This is a genomic window from Marinobacter sp. R17 (assembly GCF_003789045.1).
GTDB lineage: Bacteria > Pseudomonadota > Gammaproteobacteria > Pseudomonadales > Oleiphilaceae > Marinobacter_A > Marinobacter_A mangrovi.
In genome coordinates this window covers 56,896-72,511 of the sequence record NZ_RHGZ01000026.1, presented here as the reverse complement: position 1 = coordinate 72,511, position 15,616 = coordinate 56,896, and the positions used below count along the sequence as shown (strand labels likewise).

Genomic DNA, 15,616 nt, shown 5'->3' with positions numbered 1-15,616 from the left:
GCCCACTTCGACCGGTTAGGCGTGCCGCGTCTCTCGTAAACCTCAACTTCTCGAACCGCCCGGTGCGGACCCGCTTGCCGGGTGGTGTGGGAGGGGCGGAGCCAGAAGGCTCCCCCCTATCCCGATGGATACGACGCTCCGAATTCCAGCCACGGGCAGTTCAATAGAACCAAGTGTCGACCCATGCAGGGACCAGGAGTGGACAGGCTTAGCGGCTGGCGTGGTTCTCCCACACCAGGATCGCCGCCGCCAGGTCCTCCAGCGACACACCGACGGACTTGAACAGCGAAATGGCGTCATCCCGGGTGCGGCCGGGATGCGCGCCATTCGCCAGTTCAGACAACTCGGCTTTGATGGCGCCCATATCGAAGCGCCCTTCGTTGGCCGCATGATGCAGGTCGCCGGCTTCGCCTCTGGCACCGGCGTGGGAATCCACAAACACCTCAGCTTTCTCGACGCAGGCGCTATCCGTCTCCCGCATGTCGGGGCGGAATGCGCCCACCAGGTCCACATGGGTGCCCGGCCGTAACCATTCGCCCCGGATGATCGGCTGTGTGGACAGGGTCGCCGCACTGACGATATCCGCACCGGCTACCGCGCTGGCGAGATCTTCCGTGGCTTTGACCGACGCTAACGGCACCTGCCCACCGGAGTAGCCGACGTAGTCCGCCGCCAGGGCGCGAGCCTTGTCCAGATTTCGGCCATAGACCACCACGTTGCGGATGGGCCGGACGGCCGCATGGGCCTCGATCAGCATGGGCGCCAGCTTGCCGGTACCGACCACAACCAGTGTTTCAGCGTTTTTCCGGGCGAGGTAGCGCGCGGCGAGGGCTGAGGCCGCTGCGGTGCGGCGCCGGGTCAGCTCGCTGCCGTCGATGCAGGCCAGGGGCTGGCCGGTGGCGCCGTCGCTCAACAGGTAGACCCCGCTGATAGCGGGCAAGCCCTTGTCGGCGTTCTGGGGAAAGACGTTCACCATCTTCACCCCGAGATAGCCCGGTGACTGGTCGGCATCCTCCCAGGCGGGCATCAGCAGCATGGTGGCCTCGCCGTCCGCGCGATGGACCGCGTGGTGATGGCGAGGCGGCGTTTCGATGCCCCCGGTGAAGGCCCGGTCGAGCCGATCCACCAGTTCGGTCCAGGGCAGGGCCCGGGCAACGTCGTCTTTGGTGAGTATGTCCATGAGGCGGGCTCCGCCGGAAAAGTGAGTGAAACCAACAGCAAAGATAGTCGCCCGTCCGGCCGACGTCAGGTTAATGTCAACTGTACCGGTCACAGTTCCCGTTTCAGGGGCAACTGTTCCGCTTTCTATTCCCTCACCTGTATCTGCCGAAAAATTGCTCAATTTCCGATCATGAACCCGTCGGCACACACCCGCCCATGAGGACCGCGGGTGTGGCCTGGAATCACGTTCAACCCGAGGGGGCAATGATCATGGCAACTCAAATCGCACACACGCTCAAACTCTGGCAGCGCCGGGCGGCGTCTCGGCGTGCCATGCGTCAACACATGCTCTGGAGTGACGTCTCGGTGATTGAGCGGGATCTGGGCATGGCGCCGGGCAGTCTCAACCGGGAAGCGCACAAGCCGTTCTGGATGGAATGAGGCGTTCAGCCCATCAGGCCCTTGCCCACCAGCAGGCCGCCGGACACGAGCAGTAACCCCCGGCAGATGCGGATGAAGGTGGCGCCGTCGAAGCGCTTCTGGATCACGTAGCCGAGCTGGATGCCGATCAGCGCGGCGGGCAGCAGGCACAAAGACACCCAGAGCAGCCGTTCTTCCCAGAAACCGTTGAGCTGGTAGGGGACGACCTTGGTCAGGTTCATCATGCCGAACAGGACCGCGGCCGTCCCCAGCCACGGCATCTTGTCGAGCTGGCGTCCCAGGAAGTAGACGCTGATCGGCGGCCCGCCGGCGTGGATCAGCGTGCTGGTCAGGCCCGAGATCGCCCCCCAGAACCAGCCAGCGCTCTGGAACCGCCGCAGCCAGCCGGCCAGGTTCTGCCAGCTGGCGAAGAGGATAGACACCGCCCCGGTGATCAGCTCCAGCCGGTCGGTGGATAACTCGCCCATCACCACGCCGCCGATTGCGATGCCCACGATCACCGCCGGCGCCAGCCGGATCAGGTCGGCCTTTGACGCATGCCGCCAGTACAGGTGAATGGCGCGCACATCCATGAACAGCAGCACCGGCAACATGATCACGGTGGCCGCGGGCAAAGGAATGGTGAGGGCCATCAGTGGCACGGCCAACACGCCGGCACCGCCGGCAAAGCCGGATTTGGAAATCCCGGTCAGAATGACGCCGATGACGGCGAGGATCCAGAATAGCGGCGTGTCGAAGGGCGGTGCCATGCAGGAGTCTCGGGCTGTGAACGCAAGCCCGTTATCCTGCGACAGCGGCCAGTGCTTGTCCAATTTCAGTGATTTAGACCCAGCACCTCGTCGCTGGGCGCCGGGCGGGCGAAGAAGTAGCCCTGGCCCAGATCGCATTTCATGGCGGCGAGAATCCGGGCCTGCTCGCCCGTCTCGATACCTTCGGCGGTGACCCGCAGATCGTGAGCCTTGGCAATGGCAATCACCGCGCGCACCAGCGTGGCGCCCCGCTCGCTCTCCAGGTCATCGATGAAGATCTTGTCGATCTTGAGTTCGTCCACCATCAGGTGCTGCAGGTAGCTCAGGGAAGAGTAGCCGGTCCCGAAATCGTCAATGCTGACCTCAATGCCCATCTGGCGCAGGTCGTCCATGATGGCGGTGGTGGTCCGGCGCATTTCCATGACGATGCCTTCGGTGATTTCCAGCTGCAACGACCGGGCCGGAATCTGGTAGGTCTGGAGCAGGTCCCGGATGAAATCGGACAGCGCTGTGTCGGAAAAGTGCTTGGCGGTGATGTTGACGGCAATCACCGGCTCCGGTTTGCCCTGACGAATGGATTCGGCAATCAGCTCCGCCACCCGGGTCAGCACGTAGCGGTCCAGTTTCTGACCCAGCGCCGAGCGCTCGGCAATCGGGACGAACAGGGCCGGCGAGATCGCTCCCTGCCGCGGGTGCGTCCAGCGCACCAATGCTTCGTAACCGTGGATCCGGCCGGTGGCCAGATCGAACTTGGGCTGCAAGTGGACGTCAATGGCGCGGGTGTCGATGGCCTCCTTGAGTCCCTGCTCGATATCCATCTGGCGGCGCAGGTCCTCGTGGTATTCGGGGTTGAAGTAGCTGTAGGCCAGGCCATGGTCCCGGGCATCCTTCGCCGCCGACGACGCCATCAGCAACAGGGTGTCCAGGGCCCGGGTATCGTGTGGATAGAGGGCGATACCGCAGGTGGTGTCCAGCCGAACCTGCTCGCCATGGATGGTGTACGCCGCTTCCAGCGTCAGAACCACCTGGTTGGCGAGCGATTGGGCCTCATCCTGGTCGATCACCGGTGCCATCACCACGAAATCGTCGCTGGTCACGCGGCCACACAGGTTGGCCCGGTCCAGTCCCAACCGGAGACGACGGGCGGCCTCGGCCATGATCAGGTCGCCGGACTCAAACCCGTACTGCTGGGTGATGCGTTCAAACTGGCTGCAGTCAATGTGCAGCAACGCGTAGCGCCGCCCCGGCTGAATCCAGGCGGCAAGGGCATCGCTGTAAGCCTGTTTGTTCAGGAAGCCGGTCACCGGATCGTGACTCCGCAGGTACAGGGCCTGCTCGACAGCAGCCTCCTGCTGGGAAATGTCGATGCCAAAGCCCTGGAGTTCCGGCGGCTCGCTGTTGCCGGATTCCACACGTTTGAACGACCAATCGACCAGGGCGCCGCTGTCCCGCGCCTTCATCGTGACCTTGATGTTGACCTCACCCAGGTCGTCACTGGAGCGGAACATTTGCGCCAGCAGATACGGCAACTGGTGCTCCGCATCGTCGGCGATCGACGTCAACGGAATACCCATCAACGCGTCGTGCTGGACACCCACCACCTGGGAAAAGGAGGCATTGGCGAAGGTGATGCGCAGCTTGCTGTCCAGCCGGCAGATCAACTGCTTCTGGCTCTCGACGATGTCCCGATAGCGCTCTTCCGCCTCGCCCAGCTGGCGCAAGACCGCGTTGTAGCTGGTCAGGTCGTGGCAGATGCCGATGAAATTGCGGTGACCTTCGTGGAGGGCTTCGCCCACGGACAGGTGCAGCGGGAAGGTCGAGCCGTCCTTGTGCCGGCCTTCGACCTCGCGGCCGACGCCGATGATCCGGGCCGGGCAACCCTGCAGGTAATTCTGGAGGTAGCCGTCGTGGTGCCGGGCCACGTACTCGGGCATCAGACACTTCACGTTCTGGCCGATCACTTCGTCCCGACGGTAGCCGAACAGGCGCTCCGCCGCGCTATTGAAGCCGGTAATAATGCCCGCCTCGTCAATGGTAATGATACCGTCGACGGCGGCTTCGAGCAGGGTGGAATAGAGGTCTCCGAGTTCAGACAGTCTCATGGTGCCATCATGCCTCTCACAGGATCCGCAATCGGGATCATGTCATTCCCTGGCGCCGCACAGGTCACCCATGAGTCGGATGATCTGGCGCCGCGCACCACATTGCATCCAGCAATGGCCGATCAGCTCTCGATCAGTTAAATGCCTTCATCAATTTTACGAGCCGAACCAGAGCGTTGAATGGCTCTATGAACGGACTCGGAGGTTCACCTCCCTATTTTAGACCCTCCCGCAACATTGCGCAGGGACGGGCACGATAATCGGCCCAATTGAACGGTTATATGACTCATTGCGCCATGCTGGCAGCTTCGTCGTCTGACTCTTGGGGCGGTTGCCAGGGATCCAGCAGGCCAATCTGACCGATACCGGGCAGCTTGATGCCCAACGCCAGCGGGTCAATCCCGAAAGACAACCCCAGCAGATTGATTTCCAGGCCCTCATGAACGCTGGCCAGCAGACCGGCGTAGCCGAACGCCGAGACCTGGAACCCGGAATCCGACGGTGTCTGGGCGACAAACGGCGCTTCCAGGTAGTCCTTGCCGATGGCGATGTTGGGCAGGGCCACGTCCAGGCCGGGCACATGACGAATCACCCAGGCGGTAAACGTGTTGCTGTTGGGTCCGGGCCAGGCGTCGTACTCGTAGCGGTAGGGGTAGCTGGCGACGGCTTTCTTGATGGCTGGAATCAGCTCGCCGGCCTGTGGGCCCCGGATGTCGGCCAACAGGGTCGGCTCGTTACCGTACCAGGCCCGGTCGGGCAGGCCCGGGCCGGAGCGCACCTTGTCCTGGCGCCAGCCGGTGACCTCGTGCACCTCGTAGGTGTCGGCGTGGGCGGCCTTGGTGGCAATCCAGGTATGCACCGCAAAGTAGCCGCGCCAACTGAACGCCCGCGCCGCATAGACCTGCACGATGGCTTCGGGCGCCTGTTCCGGGGCGGGCGCTTGCCCACTGCTGGAGCGGTCCGCCGTGTGCCAGTCCTGCGAGGCATTCAGCCCGCTGCAGGCGGCCATGAATAAAGGGCCAGCGAGCAGGGCCGTCAGCATGACGATGAGGCGGAGGCTCCAGCGGGCACTGTGTTTTACGGTCTGATGCATGGGGTGATCCGTTGGCACATGGAAGACTCAGATCAAGCGAGAACTGTTCCAATTTACGCGCCCATGGCACAGTTCGACCAGTCCGGCCATCGCCTGGCACTCAGTGCCCGCTAACCACCGGCAGCCAGAACGCCAGCGCCAGCAGCGTCACCAGCAGTACCGGCGGCGTGATGATCAGTCCCACTTTCATGTATTGCCCCCAACTGATGCGGTGGCCGGTGCGGGCCAAAACGTGCAGCCACAGGAGGGTGGCGAGGCTGCCGATCGGCGTGAACTTCGGGCCCAGGTCGTTGCCGATCACGTTGGCGTAGACCATCAGTTCACGGATCAACGGTGATACGTGGGCCTGCTCGATGGCCAGGGCGCCGACCAGCGTCGACGGCAGGTTGTTCATGACCGACGCCAGCGCCGCCGTCAGGAATCCGGTGCCCACGGTGGCGATCACAGGGCCCTGTTCTCCCAGCCAGGTGATGGCCTGCGCGGCTTGGTGTGTCAGCCCGGCATTGCCCAGGCCGTAGACCACCAGATACATTCCCACCGAGAACAGCACGATCTGCCAGGGTGCGTGACGCAGCACCCGCTTCAGGGAAATCACCCGCCCCCGCTTGGCCACATACCAGCGCCCCGCGATGGCCATCAGGGCCAGGGCCGCCAGACCCGTGACCAGTGCAATAGGCACGCCCAGCGGAGCGGTCACGAAGTAGGCGAGCATCAGCAGGATTAGCAAAGGAAATGCCGCGTGGAACACCTGCCGGTCACGGATGGCCGAAGCCGGCTCGGCAAGGGTGTCGGTGTCGTAGCGAGCCGGGATGCGCCGCCCGAAATAGAGCCAGAGCACGGCCAGCGTGGCTGCCAGCGACGCCAGGTTCACCGGCACCATCACCAGCGCGTAGCGCTCGAACGACACATCGAAGTAGTTGGCGGTCACGATATTGACCAGGTTGGAAATGATCAGGGGCAGGCTCGTCGTATCGGCCACGAAACCGGTGGCGATGATGAAGGCCAGGGCGGCGGTCGCGCTGAATTCCAGCCGCAGCAGGATGCCCACCACGATCGGCGTCAGCAACAGCGCCGCGCCATCGTTGGCAAAGAAAGCCGCGATAAATGCGCCCAGCAGGATGATCAGCGGGAACAGCACGTGCCCGCGTCCGCCGCCCCAGCGAGCCACATGCAGCGCGGCCCAGGAGAAAAAGCCGGCTTCGTCGAGGATCAGCGAGATGATGATCAGCGCCACAAAAGTGAAGGTGGCGTCCCAGACGATGTCCCAGACCACGGCCACATCGGGCCAGTGGACCACCCCGGTCGCCAGGGCCACGGCCGCACCACCGAAGGCACTCCAGCCGATCCCCAGACCGCGGGGTTGCCAGATCACCAGAACCAGCGTCGCGATAAATATCAACAAAGCCAGCATCGTATTGAATCCTTAGAGCGAACGTTGATTGACGCGTTGGGACACTTGCTCGGCGCTTTCCACCCGCTCCGAGTAGCGGTCGGTCAGGTAGGCGCCGTGGCCCCGGGTCAGCCAGGTAAACTTCACCAGTTCCTCGCACACGTCGACCACCCGCCCGTAGTAAGGGGACGGTTTCATGCGCCCGGCGTCGTCGAATTCGGCAAACGCCTTGGGCACCGACGATTGGTTGGGGATGGTCAGCATCCGCATCCACCGGCCCAGCACCCGCAGCTGGTTGACCGCGTTGAAACTCTGGCTGCCGCCACAGACCTGCATCACCGCGAGGGTTTTGCCCTGGGTGGGGCGGACACCACCGAGGGCCAGCGGTATCCAGTCGATCTGGGCTTTCATCACCGCCGTCATGGCGCCGTGGCGCTCCGGGCTCACCCAGACCATGCCTTCAGACCAGCTGGCCAACTCCCTCAGCTCGGCCACCTTGGGGTGATCGGCGTCGGCGCCATCCGGCAGTGGCAGGCCCTGCGGGTTGAAGGTGCGCACTTCGCAGCCGAACCAGCGCAGCAGGCGTGCCGCTTCCTCCGCCAACAGGCGCGAGTAGGAGCGTTCACGCAGGGAGCCGTAGAGGACGAGGATGCGCGGCGCATGGCGTGGCGCGTCCGGGCCGGCCAGACTGGCGTCGTCGATGGGATGCAGCTGCTCCGGGTCGACATTGGGCAGGTCCGCCAGACTCATGACGCGCTCCCGTCAAAGTGAACCACGTCGCCGTCTTCCTTGGTGAACGTCGACACCGGGTTGTCGAGCAGGGGGAGTACCGCTTCGGAGGGCCGGCACAGCTTCGTGCCCTTGCCGGTCACGACAATCGGGCGGTTGATCAGGATGGGGTGAGCCATCATGGCGTCGATCAACTGCTCGTCGCTCAGCGCCGGGTCGTCCAGCCCCAGCTCGTCGTAGGGGGTGCCTTTTCGCCGCAGCAGTTCCCGGGGCGGCATCGCCATCGCCTGTAGCAGCTCAAGCAGTGCTTCCCTGGTTGGTGGGGTTTTCAGGTACTCGATCACCTGCAGCTCCTCGCCGGAAGCGCGGATCATGGCCAGGGTATTGCGGGAGGTGCCGCAGTCCGGGTTGTGGTAGAGGGTGACGGTCATGATGATTCTCCAGTGGCAGGCGGTGTGCAGCACGGTTGCAGACTATCGAGTAGGGGCTGGCAGACGTCAGGGCGCCCGCCGCAACAGTCCTGCACCAGGAACTGCACCGTTTCGCGGATAGCCTCCAGGTCGGCCCGGTAGATGATCGACCGGCTCTGGCGCTCCGAACGCACCAGCCCCGCCCGCGCCAGTACGGCCAGATGCGATGACATGGTGTTGTGGGGCACGGCGAGTAACCGGGCAATCTCGCCGGCCGGCAAGCCTTCCGGTTCGTGGGCGACCAGCAGGCGGAAGGCCTCCTGTCGGGTGGCCTGGGCCAGGGCGGCGAAGATGTCGATAGCGTTATTTGTGTCCATATGTCGAAGTTTATCGACATGTTGCTGGCGGCACAATCCACTGTCGGTGATTTGCGCGTTGGATGCTGATAGATTGGCTGTTTAGTGCAGCAGCCCGGTGCCGGGTCGTCCAGGGAATGGAGAGCCTTATGATCAGGAACGCCACGGTTGGGGATGCCGGACGCATCGCCGATATCTACAACCATTACATCGAACAGACGGTCATCACGTTCGAGGAAGTGCCGGTAACGGCTGACACCATGGCCGCCCGTATCCGCGCCTGCCAGGACCGCGGTCTGCCCTGGCTGGTCCTGGAAGCGGCGGGGCAGGTCGCCGGTTTCGCCTACGCCGGTCAATGGATCGCGCGGCCGGCGTATCGCTATGCCGTGGAAGTGACCGTGTACCTGGATCACGCCCAGGTTCGCCGGGGGCAAGGTTCCCGGCTCTACAAGGCCCTGTTTGCCGACCTGCGCGAACGGAGCATCCACACCGTCATTGGCCTGATCGCACTGCCCAACGATGCCAGCGTTGCCCTGCACGAAAAGATGGGCATGGACAAGGTCGCCCACCTGCGCGAAGTCGGCTTCAAATTTGGCCGTTGGCTGGACGTGGGCTACTGGCAGGGCACGCTGCAAGCCCCGTAACGAATCAACGACGAGGAATCAGGAAGAAGCATGTCCGCACTTAATATCCGCACCGCCACGCCGGCCGACGTCCCCCAGATTCTCCGTTTCGTCCGCGAACTGGCGATCTACGAGAAGGCCGAGCATGAGGTGGTGGCCACCGAAGCAACTGTCGAGTCCTCCATCTTCGGTCCGGACTCCACCGTCCACGCCCTGATCTGCGAGCGCGAAGGCGAGGCCATTGGCTTCGCGGTGTACTTCTACAATTACTCCACCTGGCTGGCGAAGAACGGCCTGTTTCTGGAAGACCTCTACGTCACCCCGGCGGCCCGGGGCAGCGGCGCGGGCAAGGCCCTGCTCAAACACCTCGCGCAGGTGGCCGTGGCAAAGGACTGCGGCCGTTTCGAATGGAACGTGCTGGACTGGAACGAACCGGCCATCCGCTTCTACGAATCCCTGGGCGCCAAACCGCAAAGCGAATGGATCGGTTACCGGCTGACCGGGCAGGCGCTGCTGGATGTGGCTGAAAGCTGAAACAGGGATGCACGAAAGAATGGAGGGAACCATGTGGCTGCCCAATGAATTGCTGGAAGGCGAACACGTTGCTTTGGAACCGCTGGCCGAAGCCCACACGGCGGATCTGCAAACCGCCGTGCGTGACGGCGAGGCCTGGAAGCTCTGGTACGCCAGCGTGCCGTCACCGGAGGCCATGGCCGATTACGTCAGGGCGGCCATCGAGGGTGCCGAGGCCGGCAACATCGCCTACGCCGTCCGCGCCAAAGCCACTGGCCGGATCGTTGGTACCACTCGCTACTACGGCGTGGACGCCCCCAACCGCCGTGCGCTGATCGGCTACACCTGGTACGCCAACGCCGTGCGTCGCACGCCGGTGAATACCGAGTGCAAGTTGCTTCTGCTGGGCAACCTGTTCGACAACCACAACGCAGTGGCGGTTGAATTCCGCACCCACTTCCTCAATCAGGCGTCACGTGCCGCTATCGAACGACTCGGTGCCAAACTGGACGGCATCTTGCGCAGCCACCAGATCATGCGAGACGGCTCACTGCGAGATACCGCTGTGTATTCGATCATTGCGACCGAGTGGCCGGCGGCGCGGATGAACCTGTTGAGTAAGCTCCCGGGATAGGCGAGCCGTCCTCCGTCAGGCGGGGGTTTCCTCCTCCCGGGCCGTTTGCCGGGATTGCGGCATCAGCTTTTCGACCAACCCCGCCCAGCCAATGGGCAGTTGCTTCTCCAGAGCTTCGAGTCCCGGATCGTTCGGTGGCGGTATCGTGACCGGCTGTTTGCCGGCGTAGATGACGAAGTTGTTGGTCTTGGTCCGATACAGGAACACCTCGGGGAACAGCCGGGCGAGATGCCTCATGAGCGTGCCGTCCCGCGCCGGGGCCAGATGGAAATTCAGGGCCAGCCAGCCTTCGTTGCTGAGGGCCTGGTGGCACTGGTCGACGAAACGGCGATGCGCCTGGGCCGGGCTCATGCGATCGGCGTTGTAGAGATCCGCCAGGATCAGGTCGGTGCTGCCCGGCGCCATTTTCTGCAGGGCCGGGCGGGCGTCGGAGATGGTGATCCGCACGCGTTCGTCGTCCGGCATGGCAAAAAACTCATGGGCCACCTCGGCTACCGCCCGTCTCAGTTCCACGCCATGAATGCGGCAGGCCGGCAGCATGTGGTGCAGGGCACTGATCATCACGCCGCCGCCCACGCCCAGTACGGTCGCGTGGGCAGGCTCGTGGAAGACCAGTGGCAGCAACATGGCCCGGTTGTATTCGTGCACCGGCAGCCAGGGCTTCTTACGGGCGATCTTGCTCTGTTCGAAGACCGAGTCGAACGTCAGCACCCGGTGCTTGCGGTAATCCAGCACGCGGACCGCGCCGAGGGCGTCGAAGGTCTCATGGGTCACGCTGCCGTTCAGGCTGAACTTCATGTCCGGACTCTTTATGACGAAGGCCAGCCCTCATCCTACCGATCTCAGTCGGGCGCGCCCAGATAGTTGTCGACGATGGTCTGCCAGCCGGGGGATTCCGTCACTTCCAGGATCTTCTCCGACACCGGGCCTCGCAGCGGACTGCCTTCCGGTAATGCCAACGCGTAGAGCTGCTGCTGGAAGACACCGGGCAGGACGGTCAGGGGCCGGCCTTCCTGCTGGTTGCGATACTGCAGCAGGGCGCGATCGTAAACGATGGCGTCGGTTTCGCCGTTCACGGTGGATTGCAGCGCAGCGGTCAGGTTGGGATACAGCTCGTGGCGAATGCGATGATCCTGCAGGTATTCCTCGCTGGCGGTATTGGCGATGGTGGCGATGTTGTTGCCCGGCAGATCCTTCGGTCCCTGGATCTGGTTCTGCAGGTTGCTGACCGTCAGCGATGAGGTAATGGCCGCCGTGAAACTGGCCACCATGATCAACCCGGCGAACATCCACACCAGGGCAATCAGACGGCCCGCGAGCGAGACCGGCGCCTTGTCGCCGTAGCCGACCGTGGTCATGGTCACGGCTGCCCACCAGAAGCTGGAGCCAATGCCCTGGCTGGCGCTGCCGCCGAACTGTTCCGGATTGCGCTTGCGCTCCACCAGCCAGAGGGCAAAACCAACCGCCAGCAGCAGGCCAGCGAGTCCCAGGATGACGCTCAGGAATTTCCAGCTCATCAGGGCCTTCAGGGTGCTGAACAGGCTGGGCTGGGGCACCGGCGGAATCGCGATGGACAGGCCGGTCTGGAAGAAGGGGTGACTGAAGTCGAAGCGGGTTTCCCGGTCGGCGGTCATGGTCAGGGCGCCCACGGCCACATCGATGTCACCGTTTTCCACCGCCGGCAGCAACTGCTTGAAGGGCATGGGTTCGAATTCATAGTCCCGGCCCAGGTCTTCGGCAACCTGCCGCCAGAGGTCGATACTGATGCCCTGCCATTCGCCCTTGTCCGTCTTGATGACGAAAGGCGGGACTTCGGTGATGCCGATTTTAAGGGGCTTGTCCTGAGCGTGTGTGTGGATGCTGAAAAGCAGCAGGGCAGCCAGTACGGCCAGGGGTTTCCAAATGCTCATGCGCGACTCGCTTGTTGTTGGCTTATAGTCCGTTAAGGTATCGCTCAACAGTCTATACGGTCCTGGCCGACTCCGGATTGCCCGGAGAGCCACGCAGGTTGGGATTCGTAGGGAACCCTCGTCGAAGGATGCAGAGGACGCAACGGCATGGCGCAGTCTGATCAAGGCAAAAACCAGCTCGACTCCAACGAGAAGCGGGACGCCCGCCGCCGCGAGGCCCCCAGTGCGGCGGTGGTTTATGAAGCCATTCGCGCCGAGGCGGAAAGCGAACTGGAGCGGCCGCTCGCGGGGCTGGGTTGGTCCGGTTTGGCGGCGGGTCTGTCCATGGGGTTCTCACTGCTGGCCCAGGCGCTGCTCCACAGCTACACGCCGGAGGCGAGCTGGACGCCGATCATCAGCAGCTTCGGCTACTCGATTGGCTTCCTGTTCGTCATCCTCGGGCGCCAGCAACTGTTTACCGAGAACACGCTCACTCCGGTGCTGGAAGTGCTGCGGGTACGCCGCTGGCCGGTGGTGCGAGGAACGCTCGCGCTCTGGGGTGTGGTGTTATTGGCCAACATGGTCGGGGTGGCCATCTTTGCCATGGCGTTGGCTGGCTTTGATGTGCTCGATCCCAAGATTGATGCGGCCCTGAAAACCCTGGCCGGGCGGGAATACGGGCATCCGTTCGGCACCATGTTTGTCCGGGCGATCTTTGCCGGCTGGCTGGTGGCCCTGATGCTGTGGCTGATGCCATTTGCCGAATCCGCCCGGGTCGGGGTGATCATCCTGGTGACTTACGTGATCGGTCTGGCGCATTTCCCCCACATCATTGCCGGGTCGGTGGCAGCCCTGTATGCGGTGTTTACCGGTTCGGAGGGCATCGTGGCGTTTTTCGCCAACTTCTTCGCGCCGACGCTGCTGGGCAACATGGTGGGCGGCATCATGATGGTGGCGGCGGTGAACTACGCGCAGGTGGCCTACAGTACTCACGGTGACGCCGCAGCTTCGGACGATTGACCGGGCTGCCTGTGCCCTGACGGCAGGCTGGGCTATGCTAGAGAAGGGCCGTGCCTTCGAAGAAACGACTGGCAGGATGCCTGATGGCGTCGGGGCGCATGGTCCCGTGTGGCGCCGTCGGGTCCGGGAGTGAGAGGCAGGGAGGCCAGCCACTGCGCAGGACTCTGCGTGATCGGTAGCTTCAACTGGGACGGTGTGGCTTGCGCGTATTCTGGTCTCTTTTGTTTGGTGTGCTTTTCCTGGCAGGGCATGCGTGGGCTGATACGTCCTCATCCAAAGCCGGCACCGCTCCGACTCGGGACGCAGGGCAGGGCTACGTTGGCGCGGCCGCTTGCGCCGGGTGCCATGCCACCGAACAGGCGGACTGGTACGGCTCCGATCACGATCTCGCCATGCAGCCGGCGACGCCGACGACCGTCCTCGGCAACTTCAAAGACGCCACCTTCGATTACTTTGGCACCACCTCCACGTTCTTCCGCAAGGACGACACCTTCTATGTGCGCACCGACGGCCCGGACGGCAAGCTGGCGGATTTTGCCATCGCCTACACCTTCGGCGTCTATCCCCTGCAGCAGTACCTGATCGAGTTGCCCGGTGGTCGTCTGCAGGCTCTGGGGATTGTCTGGGATACCCGGAAAAAGAGCGACGGTGGCCAGCGCTGGTATCACCTGTATCCCGAGGAGCCGGTGCGGGCCGGTGACCGGCTGCACTGGACCGGGCGGGACCAGAACTGGAATTTCATGTGCGCGGACTGCCACTCCACCAACCTGCAGAAAAACTACGATCTGGATTCGCGCACCTACGCCACCACCTGGAGCGAGATCGATGTGGGCTGCGAGGCCTGCCACGGTCCCGGGAAAGATCACGTTGAGGCGATGCAGGCCGAGAACTGGAGCCTGCCCCACAACGGCTTCAAGCTGTCTCTGGCGCGGGCGGAGGCCAAGGTCTGGACCACCAACCCGGAAACGGGGAATCCCTATCCCTGGACGGCCGGTCCGGAGGCGCAACCGGAGCTGGAGGTGTGCGCCCAGTGCCATTCCCGTCGCGCCACCCAGTTCCACGGTGCCCGGCCCGGGGATGGCCTGTTCAATCACTTCATGCCGGCGCTGTTGGACGAGGGGCTGTATCACGCCGATGGCCAGATCGACGGCGAAGTTTACGTCTACGGCTCTTTCGTGCAGAGCAAAATGTACCAGTCCGGAGTGACCTGCTCGGACTGTCACAATCCCCACAGCCTCAAACTGAAAGCCCAGGGCAACACCCTGTGTGCCCAGTGCCATCTGCCTACAAAGTACGATACCGAAGCCCATCACGGGCATCCGGCCGGCAGCGAGGGTGCGCAGTGCGTGAATTGCCACATGCCCGAGAAGACCTACATGGGCGTCGACGACCGGCGGGATCACAGTTTTCGCATACCGCGCCCCGACCTGTCGGTCAGTCTCGGCGTGCCTAACGCCTGCACCCGGTGCCACACCGACCGGGATGCCGAATGGGCCGCGAACGAATTGGAAAAACGGCACGGCAAGCCGCCGGCCGGGCACTTCGCGCGGGCCATTCACGCGGGGCGCTATGGCGGGCCGCAGGCGGAACAGCTGTTGTCTGAACTGATCCTGGATTCGGCCCAGCCGGCAATCGCCCGGGCCACCGCATTGACCCTGCTGCCGGGTTACCTGTCGAACCAGTCGGCGCCGGTGCTGCAGCAGGCCAGTCGTTCCGAGGACCCGTTGATCGCCCTGGGAATGTCACAGGCGTTGAATGGCATTCCCGAGCAATATCGGCCTGCGTTCGGGTTGCCGGAGCTGTATGACGCCCACCGGGTGATTCGCGCGCTGGCGGCCAGCAACATGGCACCCTCGACCATTCCCGCCAACCCGGCCGAAGTCCAGGTTCGCTATGAGCAGGCCCGGGACGAGTACATCGCGTCGCAGCGCTTCAACGGCGACCGGCCCGAGTCGCTGGTCAATCTCGGTGATGTGAGCGGTCAAGCCGGACAGTTTGATGAGGCCACTCAGTACTACCGCACGGCGATTGAGCTGGCGCCGGACTATACGCCGGCGTATGTGAACTTTGCGGATTTCCTGAGAAGCCAGGGACGCGACGGCGACGGCCAGCAAGTCCTGGAGCAGGCGTTGGATCAGGTGGCCGACCCGGCCCCCATCGAACACTCGCTGGGTCTGCTGATGGTCCGCCAGCAACGCCACGATGCGGCCCTGGAGCATCTGCGCAAGGCCGCCATGGCCCCCACAGCCACCAGCCGTTACATCTACGTTTACGCCGTGGCGCTGCAATCGACGGGCGAGACGCAGCAGGCGGTGGATGTGCTGGAAGCGGCCTACCACCGTTTCCCGGGCAACCGACAATTCCTCTCAGCCCTGGTCAGCTTCAACCGGGAACTGGGGAACGACGCCAAGGCGGACTGGTACGAGAACCAGTTGCGTTGACGGCTTCCGGGGAACGACGCACGGCGCATCGAATCTGTCTGGCTGCCGGTGCCGTATCGGTCTAT

At 63.7% G+C, this 15,616-nt stretch carries 16 protein-coding genes; 6 read left to right on the top strand and 10 right to left on the bottom strand.

Annotated features, from left to right (window positions below):
• Positions 1–208: 208 nt before the first annotated feature.
• On the bottom strand, positions 209–1,180 hold the full coding sequence (locus EB809_RS16760) for an ornithine cyclodeaminase family protein (protein ID WP_123635987.1): 972 nt from the start codon (positions 1,178–1,180) through the stop codon (positions 209–211).
• A 251-nt stretch (positions 1,181–1,431) separates the two neighbouring features.
• Here EB809_RS16760 and EB809_RS20985 point away from each other — a divergent pair, with 251 nt between their 5' ends.
• Entirely contained in the window at positions 1,432–1,602 is a 171-nt protein-coding gene (locus EB809_RS20985) for a hypothetical protein (RefSeq protein WP_190294945.1), read from the top strand.
• 5 nt (positions 1,603–1,607) lie between these two features.
• Here the strand turns inward: EB809_RS20985 and EB809_RS16755 are convergent, their stop codons facing one another.
• The 7 genes from EB809_RS16755 to EB809_RS16725 all read right to left on the bottom strand — a co-directional run bounded on the left by EB809_RS16755 (position 1,608) and on the right by EB809_RS16725 (position 8,452).
• Positions 1,608–2,351: a sulfite exporter TauE/SafE family protein gene (locus tag EB809_RS16755; RefSeq protein ID WP_190294944.1), complete on the bottom strand. Its 744-nt coding sequence runs from the start codon at positions 2,349–2,351 to the stop codon at positions 1,608–1,610.
• A gap of 65 nt (positions 2,352–2,416) precedes the next feature.
• Positions 2,417–4,453, bottom strand: a complete 2,037-nt coding sequence (locus tag EB809_RS16750; protein ID WP_123635985.1) for a putative bifunctional diguanylate cyclase/phosphodiesterase — start codon at positions 4,451–4,453, stop codon at positions 2,417–2,419.
• Positions 4,454–4,739: 286 nt separating this feature from the next.
• Positions 4,740–5,546 (bottom strand): DUF3750 domain-containing protein, encoded by an 807-nt coding sequence (locus EB809_RS16745; RefSeq protein WP_123635984.1) that lies wholly within the window; start codon positions 5,544–5,546, stop codon positions 4,740–4,742.
• Positions 5,547–5,646: 100 nt separating this feature from the next.
• On the bottom strand, positions 5,647–6,957 hold the full coding sequence (locus EB809_RS16740) for an arsenic transporter (RefSeq protein ID WP_123635983.1): 1,311 nt from the start codon (positions 6,955–6,957) through the stop codon (positions 5,647–5,649).
• A 12-nt stretch (positions 6,958–6,969) separates the two neighbouring features.
• Positions 6,970–7,686 carry an arsenical resistance protein ArsH gene (arsH, locus tag EB809_RS16735; RefSeq protein WP_123635982.1) on the bottom strand — a complete coding sequence of 239 codons (717 nt, stop codon included), beginning with the start codon at positions 7,684–7,686 and terminating at the stop codon, positions 6,970–6,972.
• Positions 7,683–8,099, bottom strand: a complete 417-nt coding sequence (gene arsC, locus EB809_RS16730) for an arsenate reductase (glutaredoxin) (protein WP_223808010.1) — start codon at positions 8,097–8,099, stop codon at positions 7,683–7,685. The genes arsH and arsC overlap by 4 nt, the downstream gene beginning before the upstream one ends.
• Complete coding sequence (locus EB809_RS16725) at positions 8,093–8,452, bottom strand: ArsR/SmtB family transcription factor (RefSeq protein WP_123635980.1); 360 nt, start codon at positions 8,450–8,452, stop codon at positions 8,093–8,095. The genes arsC and EB809_RS16725 overlap by 7 nt, the downstream gene beginning before the upstream one ends.
• A 128-nt stretch (positions 8,453–8,580) precedes the next feature.
• Here EB809_RS16725 and EB809_RS16720 point away from each other — a divergent pair, with 128 nt between their 5' ends.
• Genes EB809_RS16720 through EB809_RS16710 form a run of 3 tightly spaced genes read left to right on the top strand, consistent with a single transcriptional unit; the run spans position 8,581 to position 10,201 of the window.
• Positions 8,581–9,075 (top strand): arsinothricin resistance N-acetyltransferase ArsN1 family B, encoded by a 495-nt coding sequence (locus tag EB809_RS16720; RefSeq protein ID WP_123635979.1) that lies wholly within the window; start codon positions 8,581–8,583, stop codon positions 9,073–9,075.
• Between the two features lie 30 nt (positions 9,076–9,105).
• Positions 9,106–9,588, top strand: coding sequence for a GNAT family N-acetyltransferase (locus EB809_RS16715; protein WP_123635978.1), 483 nt, complete (start codon positions 9,106–9,108; stop codon positions 9,586–9,588).
• Positions 9,589–9,619: 31 nt separating this feature from the next.
• Positions 9,620–10,201, top strand: a complete 582-nt coding sequence (locus tag EB809_RS16710; RefSeq protein WP_123635977.1) for a GNAT family N-acetyltransferase — start codon at positions 9,620–9,622, stop codon at positions 10,199–10,201.
• A gap of 15 nt (positions 10,202–10,216) precedes the next feature.
• Here EB809_RS16710 and EB809_RS16705 read toward each other — a convergent pair whose 3' ends face one another.
• Together EB809_RS16705 and EB809_RS16700 are read right to left on the bottom strand one after the other, a co-directional pair.
• Positions 10,217–10,999: a spermidine synthase gene (locus EB809_RS16705; protein ID WP_123635976.1), complete on the bottom strand. Its 783-nt coding sequence runs from the start codon at positions 10,997–10,999 to the stop codon at positions 10,217–10,219.
• Between the two features lie 44 nt (positions 11,000–11,043).
• Positions 11,044–12,111 (bottom strand): transporter substrate-binding domain-containing protein, encoded by a 1,068-nt coding sequence (locus tag EB809_RS16700; protein ID WP_123635975.1) that lies wholly within the window; start codon positions 12,109–12,111, stop codon positions 11,044–11,046.
• A gap of 147 nt (positions 12,112–12,258) precedes the next feature.
• Between EB809_RS16700 and EB809_RS16695 the strand changes: the two genes are divergently transcribed.
• Positions 12,259–13,110, top strand: a complete 852-nt coding sequence (locus EB809_RS16695) for a formate/nitrite transporter family protein (RefSeq protein WP_123635974.1) — start codon at positions 12,259–12,261, stop codon at positions 13,108–13,110.
• A gap of 200 nt (positions 13,111–13,310) precedes the next feature.
• Positions 13,311–15,551, top strand: coding sequence for a tetratricopeptide repeat protein (locus tag EB809_RS16690; protein ID WP_223808008.1), 2,241 nt, complete (start codon positions 13,311–13,313; stop codon positions 15,549–15,551).
• Positions 15,552–15,616: the final 65 nt, after the last annotated feature.

What these genes read in the sequence shown, in the direction of transcription:
- EB809_RS16760 (WP_123635987.1), bottom strand. Translation starts at nt 1,180, where the DNA reads ATGGACATACTCACCAAAGACGACGTTGCCCGGGCCCTGCCCTGGACC.
- EB809_RS20985 (WP_190294945.1), top strand. Translation starts at nt 1,432, where the DNA reads ATGGCAACTCAAATCGCACACACGCTCAAACTCTGGCAGCGCCGGGCG.
- EB809_RS16755 (WP_190294944.1), bottom strand. Translation starts at nt 2,351, where the DNA reads ATGGCACCGCCCTTCGACACGCCGCTATTCTGGATCCTCGCCGTCATC.
- EB809_RS16750 (WP_123635985.1), bottom strand. Translation starts at nt 4,453, where the DNA reads ATGAGACTGTCTGAACTCGGAGACCTCTATTCCACCCTGCTCGAAGCC.
- EB809_RS16745 (WP_123635984.1), bottom strand. Translation starts at nt 5,546, where the DNA reads ATGCATCAGACCGTAAAACACAGTGCCCGCTGGAGCCTCCGCCTCATC.
- EB809_RS16740 (WP_123635983.1), bottom strand. Translation starts at nt 6,957, where the DNA reads ATGCTGGCTTTGTTGATATTTATCGCGACGCTGGTTCTGGTGATCTGG.
- arsH (WP_123635982.1), bottom strand. Translation starts at nt 7,686, where the DNA reads ATGAGTCTGGCGGACCTGCCCAATGTCGACCCGGAGCAGCTGCATCCC.
- EB809_RS16725 (WP_123635980.1), bottom strand. Translation starts at nt 8,452, where the DNA reads ATGGACACAAATAACGCTATCGACATCTTCGCCGCCCTGGCCCAGGCC.
- EB809_RS16720 (WP_123635979.1), top strand. Translation starts at nt 8,581, where the DNA reads ATGATCAGGAACGCCACGGTTGGGGATGCCGGACGCATCGCCGATATC.
- EB809_RS16715 (WP_123635978.1), top strand. Translation starts at nt 9,106, where the DNA reads ATGTCCGCACTTAATATCCGCACCGCCACGCCGGCCGACGTCCCCCAG.
- EB809_RS16710 (WP_123635977.1), top strand. Translation starts at nt 9,620, where the DNA reads ATGTGGCTGCCCAATGAATTGCTGGAAGGCGAACACGTTGCTTTGGAA.
- EB809_RS16705 (WP_123635976.1), bottom strand. Translation starts at nt 10,999, where the DNA reads ATGAAGTTCAGCCTGAACGGCAGCGTGACCCATGAGACCTTCGACGCC.
- EB809_RS16700 (WP_123635975.1), bottom strand. Translation starts at nt 12,111, where the DNA reads ATGAGCATTTGGAAACCCCTGGCCGTACTGGCTGCCCTGCTGCTTTTC.
- EB809_RS16695 (WP_123635974.1), top strand. Translation starts at nt 12,259, where the DNA reads ATGGCGCAGTCTGATCAAGGCAAAAACCAGCTCGACTCCAACGAGAAG.